General features: G+C 68.3%; 15 protein-coding genes and 2 pseudogenes. 10 read left to right on the forward strand and 7 right to left on the reverse strand.

Annotated elements, in window-relative coordinates; all coding sequences use genetic code 11:
• Window positions 1-69 precede the first annotated feature (69 nt).
• Window positions 70-2,115, reverse strand: coding sequence for an ATP-binding protein (locus tag AC07FA_RS17285; protein WP_479076600.1), 2,046 nt, complete (start codon window positions 2,113-2,115; stop codon window positions 70-72).
• Window positions 2,072-2,866, reverse strand: a complete 795-nt coding sequence (locus AC07FA_RS17290) for a response regulator transcription factor (protein WP_479076602.1) — start codon at window positions 2,864-2,866, stop codon at window positions 2,072-2,074. Before AC07FA_RS17290 ends, AC07FA_RS17285 begins: the two co-directional genes overlap by 44 nt.
• 462 nt (window positions 2,867-3,328) lie before the next feature.
• Between AC07FA_RS17290 and AC07FA_RS17295 the strand changes: the two genes are divergently transcribed.
• Window positions 3,329-4,765, forward strand: coding sequence for a DUF2252 domain-containing protein (locus AC07FA_RS17295; protein ID WP_479076355.1), 1,437 nt, complete (start codon window positions 3,329-3,331; stop codon window positions 4,763-4,765).
• A gap of 131 nt (window positions 4,766-4,896) precedes the next feature.
• Here the strand turns inward: AC07FA_RS17295 and AC07FA_RS17300 are convergent, their stop codons facing one another.
• On the reverse strand, window positions 4,897-5,196 hold the full coding sequence (locus tag AC07FA_RS17300; RefSeq protein ID WP_479076356.1) for an SHOCT domain-containing protein: 300 nt from the start codon (window positions 5,194-5,196) through the stop codon (window positions 4,897-4,899).
• A gap of 49 nt (window positions 5,197-5,245) precedes the next feature.
• Window positions 5,246-5,683, reverse strand: a complete 438-nt coding sequence (locus AC07FA_RS17305) for a DUF6325 family protein (protein WP_479076603.1) — start codon at window positions 5,681-5,683, stop codon at window positions 5,246-5,248.
• A gap of 233 nt (window positions 5,684-5,916) precedes the next feature.
• Between AC07FA_RS17305 and AC07FA_RS17310 the strand changes: the two genes are divergently transcribed.
• Together AC07FA_RS17310 and AC07FA_RS17315 are read left to right on the forward strand one after the other, a co-directional pair.
• Window positions 5,917-6,327 (forward strand): hypothetical protein, encoded by a 411-nt coding sequence (locus tag AC07FA_RS17310; protein ID WP_479076357.1) that lies wholly within the window; start codon window positions 5,917-5,919, stop codon window positions 6,325-6,327.
• On the forward strand, window positions 6,324-7,565 hold the full coding sequence (locus AC07FA_RS17315; protein ID WP_479076358.1) for a DUF2254 family protein: 1,242 nt from the start codon (window positions 6,324-6,326) through the stop codon (window positions 7,563-7,565). The genes AC07FA_RS17310 and AC07FA_RS17315 overlap by 4 nt, the downstream gene beginning before the upstream one ends.
• A gap of 40 nt (window positions 7,566-7,605) precedes the next feature.
• Here the strand turns inward: AC07FA_RS17315 and AC07FA_RS17320 are convergent, their stop codons facing one another.
• Together AC07FA_RS17320 and AC07FA_RS17325 are read right to left on the reverse strand one after the other, a co-directional pair.
• Complete coding sequence (locus tag AC07FA_RS17320; RefSeq protein WP_479076359.1) at window positions 7,606-8,172, reverse strand: DUF1214 domain-containing protein; 567 nt, start codon at window positions 8,170-8,172, stop codon at window positions 7,606-7,608.
• Between the two features lie 342 nt (window positions 8,173-8,514).
• Complete coding sequence (locus AC07FA_RS17325; RefSeq protein WP_479076361.1) at window positions 8,515-9,333, reverse strand: hypothetical protein; 819 nt, start codon at window positions 9,331-9,333, stop codon at window positions 8,515-8,517.
• Window positions 9,334-9,703: 370 nt separating this feature from the next.
• Here AC07FA_RS17325 and AC07FA_RS17330 point away from each other — a divergent pair, with 370 nt between their 5' ends.
• From AC07FA_RS17330 to AC07FA_RS17345, 4 genes and pseudogenes are all read left to right on the forward strand, one after another.
• Window positions 9,704-9,874 carry a hypothetical protein gene (locus tag AC07FA_RS17330; RefSeq protein WP_479076362.1) on the forward strand — a complete coding sequence of 57 codons (171 nt, stop codon included), beginning with the start codon at window positions 9,704-9,706 and terminating at the stop codon, window positions 9,872-9,874.
• Between the two features lie 78 nt (window positions 9,875-9,952).
• Window positions 9,953-10,260, forward strand: a pseudogene (locus AC07FA_RS17335) (hypothetical protein); the annotation flags it as partial.
• A gap of 338 nt (window positions 10,261-10,598) precedes the next feature.
• A complete protein-coding gene (locus tag AC07FA_RS17340) occupies window positions 10,599-11,096 on the forward strand; it encodes a cupin domain-containing protein (protein WP_479076364.1) in 498 nt (165 codons plus the stop codon).
• A 239-nt stretch (window positions 11,097-11,335) separates the two neighbouring features.
• Window positions 11,336-11,830, forward strand: coding sequence for an N-acetyltransferase family protein (locus AC07FA_RS17345; protein ID WP_479076604.1), 495 nt, complete (start codon window positions 11,336-11,338; stop codon window positions 11,828-11,830).
• A gap of 570 nt (window positions 11,831-12,400) precedes the next feature.
• On the opposite strand, the gene AC07FA_RS17350 is transcribed toward AC07FA_RS17345, so the two are convergent.
• Window positions 12,401-12,616, reverse strand: a complete 216-nt coding sequence (locus AC07FA_RS17350) for a DUF6243 family protein (RefSeq protein ID WP_479076365.1) — start codon at window positions 12,614-12,616, stop codon at window positions 12,401-12,403.
• Window positions 12,617-13,354: 738 nt separating this feature from the next.
• Between AC07FA_RS17350 and AC07FA_RS17355 the strand changes: the two genes are divergently transcribed.
• The 3 genes and pseudogenes from AC07FA_RS17355 (at window position 13,355) to AC07FA_RS17365 (ending at window position 15,195) form a co-directional block, all read left to right on the forward strand.
• The gene (locus tag AC07FA_RS17355; RefSeq protein WP_479076367.1) at window positions 13,355-13,852 is read left to right on the forward strand and encodes a hypothetical protein; all 498 of its coding nucleotides are present in this window, start codon (window positions 13,355-13,357) and stop codon (window positions 13,850-13,852) included.
• Between the two features lie 256 nt (window positions 13,853-14,108).
• A pseudogene (locus tag AC07FA_RS17360) lies at window positions 14,109-14,204 on the forward strand (IS5/IS1182 family transposase); the annotation flags it as partial.
• 463 nt (window positions 14,205-14,667) lie between these two features.
• Complete coding sequence (locus tag AC07FA_RS17365) at window positions 14,668-15,195, forward strand: DinB family protein (protein ID WP_479076368.1); 528 nt, start codon at window positions 14,668-14,670, stop codon at window positions 15,193-15,195.
• Window positions 15,196-15,311: the final 116 nt, after the last annotated feature.

Genomic DNA, 15,311 nt, shown 5'->3' on the forward strand with positions numbered 1-15,311 from the left:
GGGTACGGGGCATGCCGCCAGGCTGGCGTGAAGTTATGAAGAAGCTGTCAGAACGCTGTGGTCGTCCTATCAGGGCGCGTTCGCCGGGAGCCTCAGGGCGAACGTCGAACCCTCCCCTTCGGTACTCGCCGCGCTCACCGTGCCCCCGTGGGCCTCGACGAGCTTGCGGACGATGGCCAGGCCGAGGCCGCTGCCTCCCGTGCGGCGGCTGCGGGACTTCTCGGCGCGCCAGAAGCGGTCGAAGACGTGCGGGAGGTCCGCGGCCGGGATACCACTGCCGGTGTCCGCCACCTCGACCACCACCTGAGCCCCACAAAGGGCGGTACAACGCACTCCGGCCCCTACCTCGGACCCCACCCCGGCACCGTCCCCGCACCCGTCCCGGCAACCGTCCTCGGCCCCCGTCCCTGAACCGCCCCCGTCCCCGGCCCCGTACGCACGCAAGGTCACGCTCCCGCCCGCCGGGGTGTGACGTACCGCGTTGGAGACCAGGTTTCCCACCGCCTGCCGAAGCCGGACCGGGTCGGCCCGCAACGCGGGACCTCGTACCGCGTCGGCGTCCACCCTCAGAGTCACCCCCGCGGCCTCCGCCCGGGCCTGGTGCGCACCGGCGACCTGGTTCAACAGGCCGTGGATGTCGACCTGTTCGGGATGCAGGCGCAGCGCGCCCGCATCGGCGGCGGCCAGATCCTGAAGGTCGTCGATGATGTGCTGCAACTGCACCGCCTCCTCCAGCAGCGAGGAGACGAGCGCCGGGCCGGGATCGGCCAGGCCGTCCTGCGCGGCCTCCAGCCAGCCCCGGATATTGCTCAGGGGAGTCCTCAGCTCGTGCGCGACATCGCTCACCATCGCCTTGCGCTGCTCCTCCAGACGAGCCCGGTGCTCGGACATGTCGTTGAACGCGGCGGACAGCCGGCCGATCTCGTTGTCCGTGGTGACCGGTACGGAGGCCGACATCTCCCCGTCCCGCATACGCTGCGCCGCCCATGTCAGCGCCCGCAGAGGCCGGACCAGCCGGGCGCCCGCGAGCACCGAAGCGCCCACGGTGAGGGCCAGCACCAGAGCCGCGACACCGGTGATCTTCGCGGTGTTCGCGGGGGAGAGGTCGAATCCGGGGACGGTGCTCCCTCCCTGGTCACCGATGAACAGCAGGGCGGGGGAGGCGACATAGGAACTGAGCTGCTCACGGCGTGCCGTCCCGATGCAGGAGGCGATGGCACGGTCGCCCTCGCCGCTCATTACGGTCGGTTCCGCCGAGGGTACGGGCTCGGCCTCCGTGCTCGGCCTCGGTTGCGGCACGGAACGCTGTCCCCAGGAGAGGTCCCGGTTCAGACGCACCGAGCTGCGGCCCTGGCGTTCCAGACATGCGTCGGTCAACTGGTTGAGCGCGCTCAGCGCCTTCGTCTCGGTCGGGGTCGGCTCGTTCAGCGCCCCGGTGTCGCATCTGGTGTCCTGCGCCCGCTCGGGGTCGTTGCCCACCACCTGTATGCGGGGTCGCCCGCTGGGCTCCACGACCACGTCCGAGGCGATCCCGACCCCGCTCAGGCACTCCACGGCCCGCTCCGCCGCCTGCCGCAGCCTCGCCCGTTCCACTGCGGGCAACCGGAACGGCCCCACCGCGCGCGGATCGACCCGGTCCCCGGCCGCACCTGCCCGGTCGGCGGTCTTCGAGGCCAGGACCGCGTCCACCGACATCGGATCGACGACGGCGGATGCCTGCGGCGGCAACGGGGGCGCGGACCCGGGAAGGGCGGAATCGGCGAGCGGCTGGTGGTCCTGGGTGGTCAGGGCGACCCTGCGCCCGGATTGCCTGGACAGTTCCCGTACGGTCGCCCCGGCACCGTTCCAGGTGGAGTTGCGGGCCGCGTAGCCGAGCAGGGTGTCGTAGATCCGGGCATCCGCGGTGAGGTTCTGCCCCTGCTCCTGCTTGATCGCTCCGGAGGTGGTCTGGACGGCGAGCCAGGCGGTCGCCGCCACCGAACAGGCCGCCACCAGCGCCGACACGGCCAGCAACCGACCGAACAGGCTCTTGCGCAGCGGTATCCGGGCCCGCCGCGAGGCTGTCCGCTCCTCAGGCACGCCGGCCCGCCCTCGCGGGACCGGCCTGCCCGGCATCACCCTGTCTGGCATCGATCAGCTTGGTGTCGGTCCGCTTGGTGTCAGTCCGCTTGGCATCGGCCGGCTCGGGATCGGTCAGCTTGTATCCGACACCGAAGACCGTCAGCAGCCGGACCGGACGACGCGGGGCACGCTCGATCTTCTTGCGGAGGTTCATGACGTGCACATCGACCGTACGGTTGCTGATGTACCGGTCGAAACCGTGCAGCTCCTCCAACAGCCGCTGCCGGGTGAAGACCTGGTCCGGCCGGGCGGCCATCGCAGCCAGAATCCGGAACTCACCCGGTGTGCACTCCACCTGCTCACCCTCGACAGACACCTCGTGCCGCTCAGGGTCCACGGCGAGTGCCCCCACCCGCAGCACCCGGTCCACCGCCGCTCCGGCGGCCCCCGGCTGACGGGCCCGGCGCAGCAGCGTGCGGACCCGTGCCATCAGCTCGCGCGGGCTGTACGGCTTGGTCATGTAGTCGTCCGCGCCGAGGTCGAGCCCGAGCAGCAGATCGTCCTCGGTGGTCCGGGCCGTCAGCATCAGTACGGGCACCTCGCGGCGCTCGGCCCGCAGTACCCGTACCACGTCCAGGCCGTCGGCTCGCGGCATCATCACGTCGAGAACCAGCAGGTCGGGCTCCCGGTGGCGTACCTCGTCAAGGGCGGCCAGCCCGTCGCCCACCACCCGTACGGCGTGCCCTTCGCGTTCGAGGTAACGGCGTACGAGTTCGGCCTGCTTCTCGTCGTCTTCGGCGACTATGACGTTTGCGCGCACACGGCCGATCCTAGAGCGATGGTCCCGCCACCTTCCCGGCCGGGGCGCCGGAACGATGTGCACCTTGTTCGCGCCCACGTCCGCGCAGCCCGGCGCAGCCAGGCGCCACGTCGATCCGCCGCGTGACAGCGGCGGTGCCGGGCGGGGAGCGGCGCCCCGCTCGGAACACTGGAACGGCGACGGCGTTGCCACACGCTGGTTGACCCCCGGGACACCAGTGTCTGTCATCAGTCCAGCAAGGGAGGTGATGCCGTCAGAGCGAGAACCCGCGATGCTTGAGAGGAGAGCTCCGGCGGACGCCGAAGCAAAGGCGCATGGCCTGCCGGAAGAGACGAGGGTTCCGCCGGCGACGGTCCGGGCCGCGCGGGAAGCGGGTTGCGCACAAAGGGCGGGTCGTGTGCCAGGTTGCACCGGCTCAGCGGCTGCGGCCGAGTCTGGAGGTCTGCGATGACGGAACACCCCACGATGACGATGCGTTCGCTACCTGGTGAGACGCCCCCGCAGCGGGCGGCGCGTGGCAAGGCGGCGCGCCGCCGGACACCCCGATCCAGCCACGGCGAGTTCGAACCATCAGAGAGGCGGCCCGATCCGTTGGGCATCCTCGAAGCACAGTCGGCGGCCCGGCTGCCCGAGCTCGTCCCCGTCCGCTACGGCCGGATGAGCGAGTCCCCGTTCCGCTTCTACCGCGGTGCCGCCGCGATCATGGCCGCCGACCTCGCCACAACCCCGAACTCCGGCATCAGGACACAGTTGTGCGGGGATGCGCACCTATTGAACTTCCGGCTGCTCGCCTCACCCGAGCGGCGCCTGATGTTCGACATCAACGACTTCGACGAAACGCTGCCCGGCCCCTGGGAGTGGGATGTCAAACGCCTTGCCGCCAGCTTCGTCATCGCCGGCCGAGCCAACGACTTCGATGACGAGAAACGTGCCGACATCGTGCGCGCGACCGTGCGCTCCTACCGTCAGTCAATGATCCGCTTCGCGGGCATGCGCAACCTCGACGTCTGGTACGCCGGAACCGACGCGGACCGCCTGAAGAATATGGCGGAAGAACATCTGGCCAAACGTGGCCGCAACGCCTTGGACCGGGCCATGTCCAAGGCGCGCACCCGCGACAGCCTCCAGGCTGTCGAAAGACTCACCGAGACCGTGGACGGGCAGGTCCGCATCGCAGCCGACCCGCCCCTGCTCGTACCGCTCACCGACCTGCTGCCCGACACGGAACGTGGTGTTCTGGAAGACCAGTTCCGCTTGCTGATCAGGCGCTACGGCCGCACGCTCACCTCGGACCGGCGTGCCCTGCTGGCCGACTTCCAGCTGGTGGACGTGGCCCGCAAGGTGGTCGGCGTCGGCAGTGTCGGCACCCGCTGCTGGATCATCCTGCTGCGCGGCAGAGACGGTGACGATCCCCTGTTCCTCCAGGCCAAGGAGGCCGACCACTCAGCGCTCGCGCCCTATCTCGGGGCCGGCGAGTACGACAACCAGGGCGAGCGGGTGGTCGCGGGGCAACGGCTGATGCAGAGCGCGAGTGACATCTTCCTCGGCTGGGAGCAGGTGGACGGCATCGACGGCCGGCGCCGGGACTTCTACGTGCGTCAGCTGCGCGACTGGAAAGGCATCGCGGAGCCGGAACTGATGGTGCCGCAGGGGATGAAGGTCTTCGGCGAACTCTGCGGCTACACCCTGGCCCGCGCCCACGCCAGGGCGGGGGACCGGATCGCCATCGCCGCATATCTGGGCCGCAGCGAATCGTTCGACCACGCGCTGGTCACCTTTGCCGAGAGCTACGCGGACCAGAACGAGCGAGACCACCGGGCACTGCTGAAAGCGGTCAAGAAGGGGCAGGTGAGCGCCGTACCGACGGAACCCGCCTCGCGCTGAGAACGCCACGTGAAGGCCGCGGGCGGCGCGGGTGGGTGGGTGCTGGGTGGCCGGCGCCCTACCAGGCGTGATGCGAGTCTGCTCAGGTGCAATGCGAGTCTGCTCAGGTGCCGGGAATCCAATGCCGAGGATCAGGTGCCGAGGATCAGGGCCTTCTGCGCTTCGAACTCAGCCTCGGTCAGGACCCCCTGCTCTTTGAGCTGGCCGAGGTCCTTGAGTTGGGTGATCTTGCTGCCCATGTCGTGGGCAGGGGTCGCTGCCGGGGCGCCTTGAGGCGGCGGGGCCTGGTAGGCCGGTTGTCGCGGTGGTGCCGTCGGTGTCTCCTGCGCGGCCCAGCGGCCCGCCTGGCGGCGCGAGACCCGGTTGGAGACGGCGGTGGCGGTCCCGGAGACCACGGCGGTGCGGGCGATTCCGCGGAGCAGGCCTGGCATGACGGTTCTCCTCGGCTGGGCTGGGCTGAACTGGATCTGGGGCGGAGGCTCAGGCCGTGGTCTCCGTGGCATCGAGTGCGGCCAGGATCTCCTGTACGGGGATGCGGCCGCCCGCGATGAGCCGACCGCCGCCGCGCCGCAGTGCGGCGGCGAAGGGCGCGGCCCACACGTTCTCGTACACGAGGATGCCCGCGGAACTTCCTGCCTCCAGGACGCCGCTCACATCGTCGATCTCAGCCTGACCGAGCAGCCCTGAGGAGACGCCGTCGAAGACGGTGAGGTCGAGCCGGCCGTCGTCGGTCAGGTCGGCGAGTTCCACGCCGACGACCGATCCGTCCTGTTCCTTACGCACGAACAGCAAGTCCAGGATGCGGATGATGCCCTGGTCGACGAGGTCGACCAGCAGAGGCAGACCCTCCCCGGTCATGCGGCTTTCTGGGAACTCGACGACGAGGTAGTCGATCGGCCCCGGCTCGCCCGTGTCCATGGTTTCGCTGCTCACGTCGGCTCCTCATCGAGTCGGGCCCAGTAGCTCAGCGCTGAGCGCGGGCGAGTCGACCAGCCGAGCCGTTCTTCCCGTCTTCCCGTCTTCCCGTCTGCGCGCACGCCTCCAATTGCACCAGCGGGCGGCCCCGCCCGCATCTCGGACCGAGATGCCGCGGTGACCGGCTGCACCTGCTGATCAGGCGGTATGACGGGCAGGGCGGGACACTTGAGAGCATGTTGTTCGCACTGCTCGTCGTCCTGGGTGTGGATCTGATGGTGGTCGTCGTCATGCTGGCCGCCGAGCCGGCACGGCGACGCTGGGCCGGCGGCCGGCCAGGGGCTTTCAAGGGCGCGACCAGAGTGGTCGACGGCCACATGCCAGGGACCGGCGGGAATGGGCGGCAAGGACATGACCGCAGGGGGCGCGACATCCTTGTCTGGGAGAAGGCCCCTTTCGTCTTCCGCGGCGTGATCGTGCCGACTGACGACGCCGCGGACCCGGCTCCGCTGGCCGTAGAGGGCAGAGAGCGGATCGCAGCCGCAGCCGCAGCCGCAGTTGCGTCGGGCGCGCAGGAAGCGGCACTGGCCCCCTTCCCAGCGCCCGGTTTCGCAGCGCCCCATCCTCGATCGCGCCACGCCTCATGACGCCCGCAGGCCCCTGGCGGCGCACGAGCCGTCTGCACGCGGGACGCACCCAGCTGCTGTTCACCCTCATCGGACTGGGGCTGGGCCTGGCACTGCCGAGGGTCTCCATCGGCCCGCACCTGGCAGCACGCCAGGTCACGGACATGCTGCTGGGGCTGGGCTTCGGTGTCCTGGGTGTGAGCGGCTTCATCTTCTCGCTGCTCATCCTGGTGGTGCAGTGGTCCCACACCACCTTCACACCACGCCTGACCTTCTTTCGGCAGGAACCGGTCGTCTGGCGGACCTTTGCCTTCGCCATCGCTCTGGCCGCCTTCTGCATCACCGCCGCACTCACCATCGGCACCCGCCCGAGCGTGTCCCTGTCGGTGCCGGTGCTCGCCGGAATCCTGCTGCTCGCTTTGCTGACGCTGCTGCGGAACCTGCTGCTGCAAGCCTTCGCGTCCATCCAGCTCGCGCCGGTTCTCCACCAGGTCACCGCCCGGGGCCGCGCCATTCTTGAACCGCTCTACTCCCAGGACCACGCGGCAGGCCCAGCCCCAACGGCGGCCGTACTGCCCCCGCTGCGTTCCACCGTCACCTGGCCCGGGCCCATGGCCTCGCTGCAGCAAGTCGACGGAGAGAGGCTGTTGGAAGCCGCACATGAGGCGAATGCGGTCATCGTCCTGCACACCATGCCTGGCACCACATTGCACCGCGGTATGCGGGTCGCCGACGTTCACGGCGGGCGACTGTCACCGCCGGCCGTCCTGGACACCCTGGTCACCGGAGTGGAGCGGACCTTCGACCAGGATCCGCTGCTCGCCTTCCAACTGCTGACCGATATCGCGCTGAGGGCGCTTTCGCCGGCGGTGCACGACCCTGCCACCGCCGTCCACGCTCTGGACTGCATCCAGGACCTGCTCTGCGGGCCGGGGCCTGCGCCGGAACGGACGACTGCGGCTTGGCTGCGGATCACCGCCCAGGACGGGGTGGTGCGAGTGTTGATGGAGCTGCCAGACGGGGAGACTTTCCTGCGCACCAGTCTTGACGACATCATCGCCGCGGCGAACTCACCATCCGTACTCCTTCGTCTGCGAAGTCTGCTTCGGCACTTGCGTGACTGCCGCACATTTCACGAGGAGACACTGGACCGCCGCCTGGCCTGGGTCGAAAGTGAGCTGGCCGGACGTTTCCCTGCGGTGGGGGATCGAAACCGTGACCGGCCCGGACGAGGAGCGGGTCAGGACCACTCACCGTGAACGCGGCACCCGAGCAGATGTCCGGCACCGGCCGGCAACGTCATGAACCTGCGTCGATGGTGGGGAAGGCCCAGGAGCCGTCGAGGATCGCCTGGTGGGGGCGGTACAGCCGGACCAAGTAGTTCCAGCCCTCCATGGTGGGCAGGCAGTTGGCCCGGCCGCCGGTGCAGCCTCCGAAACGTACGGTGATCGAACCGTCGTCATTGGGCACCCCGGTGACGCTGTTCACGCTGTACGCGTCACGGTCGTTGGCCTCGAAGAACCCGTCCGCGTTGTACAGCGAGATCGACCAGAAGGCATCCACAGGAACATCACGCACCGTCAGTTCGTACTCCGCGACGGGCAAGTTCGGGTTGACGGTGATGTAGAACACCTCCGATTCAGGCAGCCCGCCCCACCCCGCCGCCGTGCCGATGAGATGGCGTACCGGGTCCACGGCATCGCGCGTACCGAAGGCGCGCTCCACTCCACTGAGGCCTTTGACAAGTTCGAGCAGCGCCCGGCGGGTGGCCGTGAGGCTCTCCTCGTCGTAGCCGGCCGGTTCGAACGGCTGGTCCGAGGCAGCCGTGAGTCCGAACCTGTCCTGCAGTTCGCTGACCGCTGGCAAGTCGTCGAAAGAGTAATGACCCGAACGCACGGCGCACGCGCCGGGGTGCGCACTCCTGAGCGATGCGTAAGCCATCCGTTCACTTCCAGGGGTCGAGCGCTGAGCGCGCCATCCGGTGACGGACTCGCAGTCGAGGCAATCGGGAACAACCGTGGAACCGAGCAACGGAAACAAGGTCCTGCCGCGATTCCGGCTGTACGGGAGGGCGTGACTCAGCTTCACGCCAACGCATCCAATGCGCCGCCGGCACGCCACCTTCACGACGTATGGGTGTCGGCAGGTGCTTCAGTCGACGGCTGTCGTCGGCTGAAGCACTCACAGGCACTGGCCTGCGGCTGGAAGTCAGGCGGTATCCATCTCCTGGTGGCGCTCCTGTATGCGCGCCACGACCCGCTCTTGTCCCAGTCGCTTGGCCTGGCGGAGCTTGGCTTCGGCGGCCAGCACGGGGATCCAGAACAACCAGCCCCACAGGCTGAAGTCCACCACTCCGCCCCACACCAGCGCCTGGTTCAGACCGAACGACAGGCTGAACGTCAGCACATACGCTGCGACCCGATGGGCAAGAAGCAGGCGCAGCGGTGCGTTTCGGGGCCCCTGCAAGAGCTCGACCGCTGCCGCGAGTTCGGCGGCCTGGAGGTCGTCGTCGGCAGGCTGGCCGGGCCCATCGCGAGCGACTCGTCGCAGTGCGTCGGTGACCAGCACACTTTGCTCCGCGACTGCAGCCTGCTGAGATTGCCCTTGTAGAGCAGCTGTCTTCAGGTCGTCCCAGTAACCGCGTCCGGCCCAGCCCATCGCATCATCGACGCGCTCGCGTTCAGGTGACCCGGGCGGTGCCAGTTCCTCGATCCGTTCCCGCAAACCCACCGCATGCCCTGCGCGGCCAGGGTAGGTGAAGGAGTCGGCGCGAAGGCACAACTCCAGATACGACACCAAGAGCCCGAGATCGTCCTGTGCGAGCGCGAGGCCCTTGCGATACGCGGCCTCGGCCTCGGAGTCGTTGTCGTCCTCATCCTCCGCGGCATGGGCCTGCCCGAGCCAGCGCAGGAGAACCGGATCCGGCCCGAACTCCGCGAGCCCCGCCTCCGCCGTCGTCCGCACAGCGGCGTACCCACCCACCGCGTAGAGCTCTGAGCACCGCTCCACGTACTGCTGCTGTCCCACGTCCCCACCCCTGTCGTCCGAACAAGCACCCTGCGTAGTGCTCACTGCCGCTGTCAACGGCTGCTTGATCACGATTGCGCAGGTCAAACCCCGATGGGTGCAGCAGCCACGGACCGGACCCGGCCCCGGACCCGGACCCGGACGCGATCGACGACGAGGGAAGCCCCCGCTCGCGGCGGCGATGGTGGGTGTCGTACCCGTTGGGCCAAGCGGTGTCTTCATGTCCGACAAACAGCCATCGAAGGAGGACATCACGGCGGTACGCGTCCAGAAGGCGGGGCCGTCCCCGAGCCTGTCGAGGTGGGTGTGACGCGACCCCAAGGCCGCCACGCCCAACCTGGAGTCTTCGGGCAAGGTGGGGGAGTGGGATGTGGCGGACGCGAGCCTCAAGCCGTTCGCGCACATGGCCGTGCCTCGGGGCATCGGCTATTTCCGGAACCAGAAGCGGGACCTGGCCAGCGACCGGGAACAACAAGGCGAACGGGATCGAGTCGCAGAGCTTCTCCGCCGCCTGCGAGATTTCGCCGGCCGCGCGTCCTGAGCCCGGAGCAGGGGCACCGGCATGAGCGCGAGCTAGTTCGTGGCCCATCGCAGCAAGCTGTTCACGGTCGCCTACGAGATGCCCGGGGCGGCAGCCGATGCGGAGGGCGTGGTGCAGAAGCCCTGGCGGCGGCGGACCGAAGCCGACCACTCGGACGTCGAACTCACGGAGAGGGTATCGATCGCGATGCTGACGGTACTGGAAACGCCCGGGCCGACGGAGCGGGCGGTGTTCGCGCTCCGCGAGGCCGTCGACACATGCCGTACGGCGAGATAGCCGAAGCCGTCAGGAAGCCGGCGGCTTCGGTCCGGCAGATCGCGCGGCGGGCCGCGGGGGGTGGTTGTCCTCGGGGGCGGCGCGAAGCAAAAGCCACGGCACGTTCCGAGGTCCGGCGACGGTATGGCGTTCCGGCAGTTCCGACGTGCATCGTGCGCATCGACCGCGAGAAGGAGCCTGCCTGACCACCGCCTCATCGGGCTCCGCTCCTGCCTCGCCCCCGTCCGAGCACGAACCGTTGCTGACCGCCTCCGCTGTCACCTTCTCCATGATGACAGCGATCTTCGATGGCATCACGGGCGTTCTCACGCGCTCCGGCGGGCAGGACGGATCGAAAATTGACCGTTCTTTCCGGCACTGAATTGCACTCTACGCAGGGTCTTCCGGCTTCATACAGTGGTGATCACAACGACAGCGAGCCCGCTGCGGAACCGAAGGGGACACCACCATGGACAGCAAGAACGCCGACTTCGCCGCCCTCCTCACCCGCGCTGCGGAGGCCGAGACCTGCGCCGACCCGAGCAGCGTGATGACGCTGCTGGCCGACACGGACGGACCGGGCGGCGGGTTCACCACGTACCGCTCCACCTTCGCCGAAGGGGCCGTCGGCGCTCCCGCTCACTTCCACACCAAGGCCACGGAGCTCTTCTTCGTCATCAGCGGCTCCCTCCAGGTCTTGGTGGGCGACGAGATCACCGTCCTGAACGCCGGTGACTTCCTTGCCGTGCCTCCGCGCACTCCGCACGCCTTCGCGGCGGCCCCGGGCTGCAAGGCAGATGTCTTGTTCATCTTTACGCCCGGGATGGGCCGCTTCGACTACCTGCGCCTCCTCGGCAGCGTGATGCGCGGTGAGACCGACCCGAAGAAGATCGCGGAGTCCTCGGAGCGGTACGACAACCACTACGTCGACAGCCCCGTCTGGCGAAACGCACTCGCCGCCTCGTGAGCAAGCGTTCAACCCCCGGTGCCACAGAGCGCCGAGGTAGAGGCCCGCGGCTGAGCAGACTGATGTTGCACCAGAGAACGCAGGCATCAAGCGTTCTGGTTGGCTTGTCTGAGCCTCGGGGTGGAGGGCAGGTGGACCCGGATCGCGAACCCTGCCTGCTCCAGAACCTGTTTCCAGTCGTGATCATGTGGCTGAGCAGGGCTGAAGCTTCCGTTGGGCGTCCGGTTAAGGTCTATGCCATGTCTGCAGCTTCCGGACCCGTGCCCGCTCTCACATTGCGCTCCGCGACCCGAGCCGACCTGCCCGCGACGCTCGCCCTGCTTGCCGACGAGGAGCGGGTGGTGGACCCGGCGACGGTTACGGTTACGGAGGCGTACGAGCGCGCCTTCGCGGCGATTGACAGGGACCCGCGCAACGAAATGCTGGTCCTGGTCGAAGACGCCGACAGCCAGGGGGGCGACGGCGCGGTGGTGGGCTGTCTGCAGGCGACGTACATCCCAGGGCTCGGCAAGGGCGGCGCCGAGCGAGCCTTGGTCGAGGCGGTGCGAATCCGCGCGGACCGGCGTGGTGACGGCCTTGGCCGGACTTTGATGGAGTGCATGGTCGCGCGGGCACGTGCGCGTGGCTGCGCGCTTGTCCAACTGACGAGCAGCAAGCAGCGCGAGGACGCCCACCGCTTCTATGCCGCGCTGGGCTTCGTACGCAGCCACGAAGGGTTCAAGCTCGCGCTTTAGGGTCAGCTGCGAAGCTGGATCACCGCCCCGCGCAGGTGGGGGCCGGCGATGTCGCTTTCGGGTGTCTTGCCGTAGCCGGCCGCCAGGCAGCGCTACGCCTTGATCTTGTTGATGCAGTGTCCAACGCTGCTGCGATCTCGGTAGAGCTCGGCGTCGTGGCTGACGGGCTCTCCCCCCCTCGCGGTCCCTCTTCGTACGTTCGCGGCCTGGTCGGCCTTCTCCGGGATGACTGCCTTGCGGTTCCGGTTGCGCAGGTGGGCACGGCTGGCGCAGGAGGAATACGCCTTGTCGCCGACGACGCGTCGGGCCGGGTGTACGGACGGTCGACCGAGCCGCGGACCTTGATCGGGTCCAGGACCAGGACGATCGGGGGCTACCGGCGGCCTGCCCCTCGGTCAGAACGAAGGCGAGTGGGGTCAGCGCGGGACAAAGGCGAGACGGACCTTGGGCACGGGGAACGCGCTGGCGGCCGCGCCCACCACGGCAGCAAAGCCGATACGGCGGCAGGGCCCGGCCCGCGCGTCGCGGTCCGGGCCCTGCCCCGTGCGGTGCCGCCGCTGCGGCAGTGCGTCAGCTCTGTGCGGTGTCGTCGCCCGCCGACCCGGCGCCCTCAGCTGAGCCTGCCTTCTCGCGCATCTTGCGCACCAGCTCCGCCTTCTGGTCGGCCGCACCCTGGCGGTCGAGGTTGCGGTGCGGGCCGTTGTTCTGCCGTTCGGCGCGGGACAGCTTCTTGCGCTGGCCGCCGCCCATGCCCACGGGGTTGTTGATGTTCTTGCTCACGGTCATGGGTTCTCCCGGTAATGATGTGGAGTGATCTACGGATTCATCGGTGGGGGACGGGCGGCGACGTCGAAGGACGTCAGCGGGGGCCCGTCACGCTCTCACTCGTAAATGACAAAGACATTACCCGGTTCCGTCAGCCCCGCACACCAACATCTTCGCCGCCCGGGCGGCGAGCGCACTCAGCGGTGCCACACGTCGTGCTGACCCACTCAGGTATACCGCGCTACGCCACGGACGCTGAGGCAGCCGCCGGAGGTACCGCGACGGGCTCCCTCCCACCACAGGGCGGTCCAACACTGGATGTCGATGCCCCTCACGCAGACTCGTCTACGCCGTAGTCGGCGGGGGCAGTAGACGGGACGTAGTACCCGATTGGATACGCATCTGGCCAGCCAGGCCAACTGCGGCAGGCACTCACAACTGTCGTGACCATGCAGCCCAGTTGGCGCGTGAGTAACCCCGCACCTCGCTGCTCTGCCGGATGTCTCTGTCCCGGGTCGCAAAGATCGACTCCTGTGACCAGCGGGCGAAGGCGAATGAACGGTCGGTGAGCACGAACCCCGTGCAGGACGTGCATCGCGCGTCTGGCCAACATTCGACGGATTCGAAGCGGTTGTTGCTGCATTAGAGCCGTCAGGTACTGCTCCGGTCCTGTGCTGTAATCCTCCCTACCGGTTCCGGGAAGGGCCGATGAGAGGTGGGGGACAAAACGTGGCTGCTCGGGTGGGACGTGCTGCTGGGATGTTCATGATGGCGGTGACCCTGCCACTGGCCGGTTGCGGCGGTACCGATGGCGCGGCGAGCGGGGGCGGGGGCGGTGGCGGGAGTAAGGAACGCGCGACGGCTGCGATCGAGGCCGCTCGGGCCTATCAGCAGGCCCAATTGGACCATGATTGGGAGGCCGCCTGCGAGGCCCGTACCGAACGCCTGCGGCGGAGTTGGGGGATGGACACTATCGCCGAGTGCGTCGAAGGTACTACGGCGCCCAAACCCGGCGACAACCGGGACGCGCGGGTGAGCACCGGTGAGGCGGTCGAGGTCTCGGCCTTCGGTCCGCACCCGGCGGGAATCGGACTGGGGGTGACTGTGGACTCCGTGAGACGCGACATGGTCGTTCATGTCGCGCTGCGGCTCGTCCGTGACGAACGCGGCACCTGGCTTGTCGATCAGGCGGTCAATCTAGTCGAGACTGAGAGCGCGAACTCCAAGGCTGTGCGCACGGCACTAGAGAGCGAGTGAGCCAGGCCGCTTCTCTCGGATCACCGGGCAGGCCAGAGGAAGATGCCCACGATGTGGAGCCCGGCCAGACAGATGGGCGCGGTCTTTTCGCACCGGGTAGCGATGTCCCGCCACCGCTTGAGGCGGTTGATGCACCGTTCGACGTATGCCTCGCGGTCGAAGTCTGGTGGCCTGCAGCCTCGGCTTCCGCGCCGCAGGCGGTGGCCGTAGGTTGATCTGCCGGAACAGGGATGACCGCCCGGATACCGCGCTCCGCCTTCACGTTCCGCGACGCCGAGGACGGCCCCGGACCAGACCGGATGTAGTACTGGCCGACAAAGCGTTCTCCTCCCGCGCAATCCGCGAGAACCTGAGCAAGCCACGACCTGCGAAGGCGGGTGCGTCGTCGGCCTGCCCGGCGGCGAGCACGAAGGCCAATGGCCTGCAGTGGGCAGCGGAGGCGAGGTGGATCTTTGGGGTCAGTCCGCCGCGGTACCGGCCGGTGGCGTGGTCTGGCGGTTCGCCTGCTGGGGCCCGTCATGCGGGCTCCGGAGGCGTGCTGGTGTGCGCGCACGATTGTGGAGTCCACCGAAACGGCCCACTTGCGGTCTTTGTCGGCGTCGGCCTGCGCGACGAGCGTGGTAACACCCGCTCCCAGGTGCCGTCGATGGCCCACATGTGCAGCCGGTTGTAGACGCCTCGCCAGTTGCCGTACTTGTGGGGGAGGGTGGATCCACTGCGATCCCGTCTGGAACTTCCATGCGATCGCGTCGATCACCGATCGGTGGTCCCTCCACCGGCTTGAACCCTCCCAGGCGGCGGTGCAGGGTGGATCCATGACATGGACAGCGCCATCGGTCGTGCGTACCCAGCAGCTAGGCGGGCTGGGTACCGTAACTGAGCGTCAGATGTTGGAGGGTTGGCTGAACTGGCACCGGGAAACGTTGCAGGCCAAGTGCGCTGGGCTCGAGCCGGTCCAATTGGCGCGGACGACCGTAGAGCCGTCGGACCTTACCCTGCTGGGCTTGGTCCGGCACATGGCGGAAGTGGAGCGGTGGTGGTTCCGGCGAAGCTTCGCAGGTGAGGCTATCGGAGACGTCTTCACCGGCCCGTCAGATGGCAATGAGGGAATCGACGGAGTACATGCAGCCAATGCGGAGAGAGACTTCGGATTCTTCCAGACCGAGGTCAAAGCGTGCGACGCGGCGGCGGCCGGACACGAACTCGACGAGACCTTTATGTCCTCTTACGGAGTTCCCCTCAGCCTGCGCTGGGTCTACATGTTGATGATCCAGGAGTACGCCCGCCACAACGGCCACGCCGATTTCCTGCGAGAGCGGACCGACGGGGCAACGGGTGACTGAGCTTCCTTCTCAGACGTTCCAGCAGCAGATGCCCGGAGATGGATGAGCATCAGAACGGGCACGGGCCCACGTGATCATGGAGTTCTCTACGCTCAGTGATCACGAAGGACAGCTGT

The sequence above is a fragment of the Streptomyces sp. NPDC045968 genome (assembly GCF_056430475.1).

Coding starts and splice junctions, on each gene's coding strand:
- AC07FA_RS17285 (WP_479076600.1), bottom strand. CDS start 2,115: ATGCCGGGCAGGCCGGTCCCGCGAGGGCGGGCCGGCGTGCCTGAGGAG.
- AC07FA_RS17295 (WP_479076355.1), top strand. CDS start 3,329: ATGACGGAACACCCCACGATGACGATGCGTTCGCTACCTGGTGAGACG.
- AC07FA_RS17300 (WP_479076356.1), bottom strand. CDS start 5,196: ATGCCAGGCCTGCTCCGCGGAATCGCCCGCACCGCCGTGGTCTCCGGG.
- AC07FA_RS17305 (WP_479076603.1), bottom strand. CDS start 5,683: ATGGACACGGGCGAGCCGGGGCCGATCGACTACCTCGTCGTCGAGTTC.
- AC07FA_RS17310 (WP_479076357.1), top strand. CDS start 5,917: ATGTTGTTCGCACTGCTCGTCGTCCTGGGTGTGGATCTGATGGTGGTC.
- AC07FA_RS17315 (WP_479076358.1), top strand. CDS start 6,324: ATGACGCCCGCAGGCCCCTGGCGGCGCACGAGCCGTCTGCACGCGGGA.
- AC07FA_RS17340 (WP_479076364.1), top strand. CDS start 10,599: ATGGACAGCAAGAACGCCGACTTCGCCGCCCTCCTCACCCGCGCTGCG.
- AC07FA_RS17345 (WP_479076604.1), top strand. CDS start 11,336: ATGTCTGCAGCTTCCGGACCCGTGCCCGCTCTCACATTGCGCTCCGCG.
- AC07FA_RS17350 (WP_479076365.1), bottom strand. CDS start 12,616: ATGACCGTGAGCAAGAACATCAACAACCCCGTGGGCATGGGCGGCGGC.
- AC07FA_RS17355 (WP_479076367.1), top strand. CDS start 13,355: ATGTTCATGATGGCGGTGACCCTGCCACTGGCCGGTTGCGGCGGTACC.
- AC07FA_RS17365 (WP_479076368.1), top strand. CDS start 14,668: ATGACATGGACAGCGCCATCGGTCGTGCGTACCCAGCAGCTAGGCGGG.